The 3728-nt window shown below is 41.2% G+C and carries 4 protein-coding genes; all 4 read left to right on the plus strand.

Annotation, left to right across the window (positions count from 1 at the left end; genetic code table 11):
* Positions 1–474: polysaccharide biosynthesis/export family protein (locus ACTXGO_RS10970; protein WP_459112923.1), on the plus strand; the 474-nt coding region annotated here is incomplete at its 5' end.
* A gap of 33 nt (positions 475–507) precedes the next feature.
* Positions 508–939 (plus strand): low molecular weight protein-tyrosine-phosphatase, encoded by a 432-nt coding sequence (locus ACTXGO_RS10975; RefSeq protein ID WP_443574496.1) that lies wholly within the window; start codon positions 508–510, stop codon positions 937–939.
* Positions 940–997: 58 nt separating this feature from the next.
* Positions 998–3202, plus strand: coding sequence for a polysaccharide biosynthesis tyrosine autokinase (locus tag ACTXGO_RS10980; protein WP_443574498.1), 2205 nt, complete (start codon positions 998–1000; stop codon positions 3200–3202).
* A 119-nt stretch (positions 3203–3321) separates the two neighbouring features.
* Positions 3322–3728: NAD(P)-binding domain-containing protein (locus tag ACTXGO_RS10985; RefSeq protein WP_443574500.1), on the plus strand; the 407-nt coding region annotated here is incomplete at its 3' end.

The following is a 3728-nucleotide window of genomic DNA, read 5'->3' on the forward strand; positions in this document are numbered from 1 at the left end:
AATAGTATTGTACTTAATCGCAACGGTCGCAACTACAACATTGGCTTGCAAGATTTGCGTCAAATAGGCGCATCAGGTAATCAGATATACCTCCAAGATGGTGATTCTGTCCACGTCAACAGCCAAAGCCGCAACCAAGTCTATGTGTTAGGCGAGTTTGGTCAAGTTGCACCAGTACCTATACTGGAACAAGGATTAAGCTTAGCTCAGGTTTTGGGTGAGTCACAAGGTCTTAACTCCTTTACCGCTAACGCTGCCAAAATATATGTAGTGCGAGACAATCCAGGATATGGGCGTACTAATATCTATTACATAGACATGCAAACTATTACTAACTTTGCCCTTGCCAATCGCTTTGAGATGCAACCCAATGACATCCTTTATGTTGATCCTACAGGTTTGACGCGTTGGAATCGTGTGCTTAGCTCATTATTACCGTCTACTTCTGCTATCAGAAGCCTCTCAAGCTTGTAATTTATATCTGATAAAAATTTAGGTGGTTTAAGTATGGCATTTGATAACATTTTAGTCGTTTGTGTGGGCAATATTTGCCGTAGTCCTATAGCAGAGGCACTATTAAAAGATCAGTTCCCACAAAAGCACATTGATTCTGCAGGTCTTGGAGCGCTCGTTGGCAATCCTGTAGATCCAAAATCGCAGCAAGTCATGACGCCATATGATATAGATATGTCAGATCATATTGCTAAGCAGATAGACGAGCATCTAGTGATGAAAGCCGACCTTATCTTTACCATGTCAGACAGTCAGACGAAGTGGATAGAGGAGCGCTGGCCGCATTGCCGCGGTAAGACCTTTAAGATAGGGCACTGGAACGACAAAGACATTGCGGATCCTTATCGTCATGATATCTCGTTATTTGAGACTGCAAGACAAGATATCGTAAGCGGTCTTGAGACTTGGACCGATAAAATTAGCTAAGTGATGCCGATAGATAATCAGCATACAATTATTAAACTTAAATGATGAACTTAAAGTTATGACTTCAGACTCAAAAAACCTATCAAAATCTACTTCAGAATCTAATAATGACGTAGATCTGCTAGCGCTCGTATTTTCTATACTACGCGGCTGGAAGACCATATTGTTTTTTGCATTATTAGGTTTGCTGATAGGCGTTCTGTACAGTCGCTATGAGACGACGACCTTTAAGTCTGATGCTTTAATACAGATTGAAGCCACATCTGGAGGCGTCTCAGCGCTTGGTTCAAGCATCTCAGAGTTGGTACCACCTGAAGCAAGTCCTGCTGAAACAGAAGCGCAACTGATAAAATCGCGCATGGTGTTAAAGCCTGTCGTTGATTTTCTTAATTTATCTATACGTTTGAGTGATCCCACGGTAAGTGCAATCGACAAAATCCGAACCAATCGAAGTTATACTCAGGAAAACTTACCTGAAAGTGTGCTATTAGCCACTAGTGATGGTACCGCACAAATCAGTCAGTTTGACGTCTCAGAGGATTATCTTGATAAGTCTTTTACCCTAGTCAGATCAGGCACTGGATTTACTTTAACCAATGAGCTCGATACCTTTAAGGGTCAGTTAAATACCTCTCATCGTTTCAACGGTACTCGCGGCTTTATAGAGATCAATGTCAGTGATTTGCCTGTTGGCGATCATCCTATTAACATTAGCAAGCAGTCCCTTCAAAATACTACGGATGGGATAAACGGCGCTCTGACAGTATCTGAAGTTGGTGCTAACACAGGTATCCTTCAGTTGTCTATGATAGGTAGCAATCAGGATCAAATCAGCCGTGTGTTAAGACAAGTTATCCTGTCTTATATGGATCAAAACAGCTCTCGCGGTTCAGAAGAAACCACTAGAACCATAAAGTTTATGGAAACTCAAATTCCAGATCTCAAACAAAAGCTTGAGGATTCTGAAGCGACATTTAATACCTTTCGTACAGAGAATAGCACCATTGATATTGGACAAGAAGCAAGCATACTGCTCGCAGAAAATGCTCGAATTGATAGTCAACTGAGCGAGTTAAGACTCAAAAAAGCAGATTTATCTACTTACTATACTGAAGAGCATCCACTAGTCATTCAGATTGATGATCAAATAGCAGAGCTGCAAAGTAGAGTGCAAAGCGTTAATACTAGAATAGAGGACTTACCTGAGATTCAAAGAGAGTTTTTGCAACTTTCAGAAGACGTCAGTATCAATCGGGAGATTTACTTAAACCTACTCAAAAACTATCAGCAGCTTAAGATAGTTAGAGCAGGTCAAGTTGGGTTTGCCCGTATTATTGATCTACCTATTAACACCTATCGTGCTATTGCCCCTAAGCGATCTTTAATCATATTTATAGCGGCGTTAACAGGATTATTGCTTGGCATTATGGCTGTGATACTGAAAAATATGCTTAGAAACGTTGTCAAAGATCCCGAGCGCCTTGAATCAAGAACGGGCGTACCAGTCGTCGCGACTGTTCCGCGCTCACCGTTACTGACTCGATTAAACAAAGGTAGTAAGTCGCCTAGCCGTTTGTTAGCACATACCGATAGCAATAGCTTAAGCTACGAAGCTATTAAGAGTTTAAGAACGAGCCTGATGTTTGGTATGCCAAAAGAGGGTAGAGCAGGTCAACGAGCAAAGGTAATCTTAATTACGGGTGAGAGTCCTGGGGTGGGTAAGTCCTTTATTTCATCTAACTTGTCTGAGGTGTTCGCACAACTGAATAAAAAGGTATTGATCATCGATGCAGACATGCGCTTGGGCGAGCTGCACAAAGCATTCAATATGAGTCAAGATAATGGCCTTGCGGATTACTTCCAGCAGGACGGTCATGCACTAGTAGATATCGTTCATCCTACCTCATTGGATAATGTAGACTTTATACCTAGAGGTAAGCAGCCCCATAATCCTGCTTCGCTACTATCTGGTGATAAATTCAGTGCACTAATGACGGAACTTAATGCGCACTATGATTATATTATTATAGACACACCGCCAGTACTAGCCGCGTCAGATGCCATGATCATATCGCAATACGCGGATAAAGTACTGATGGTCACTAGATACGATAAGTCTATAGAGGGACAGCTGGTCTATGCCGTCAAGCAGCTAAACAAGGCTAATGTTCAAGTCGATGGTATCGTCCTCAATGATGTCAAACAAGGTCTGACTAGCAAATATAGTTATCATTACAACTATGCTTACGGCAATGATAAATAACGTTTAGCAAACAAGCATTCATCATGAAATAAATTAACATTCAATCTATACTCACATTAGTTGAGTATGTGTTGATGTCTCATTATCTATACTCTATTAAAATTAGTCTAAGGAAAGTTATGTTCGATACCAGTAACCTTAAAATAGCAGTCATTGGTCTTGGCTATGTCGGCTTGCCATTAGCCGTTGAATTTGGCAAACAACATTCGGTGATTGGTTTTGATATCAATGCAAATCGTATTGCATCATTACAGGCAGGGACAGATCATACATTAGAGGTTAATGAAGAAGAGCTCTCTCAAGCGACGCATCTAAGCTATAGCTCAGACATTCAAGCATTAAAAGACTGCAACTTCTTTATCGTGACGGTACCAACTCCTATTGATGACTATAAACAGCCTGATCTCACACCTTTGATCAAAGCATCAGAGGCTATAGGTGGTTTGCTTAAGTCTGACGATATCGTCGTCTATGAGTCAACGGTCTATCCTGGCGCAACCGAAGAGGTCTGTATACCTGTACTAGA

It is taken from the genome of Psychrobacter sp. T6-1, from assembly GCF_052258445.1.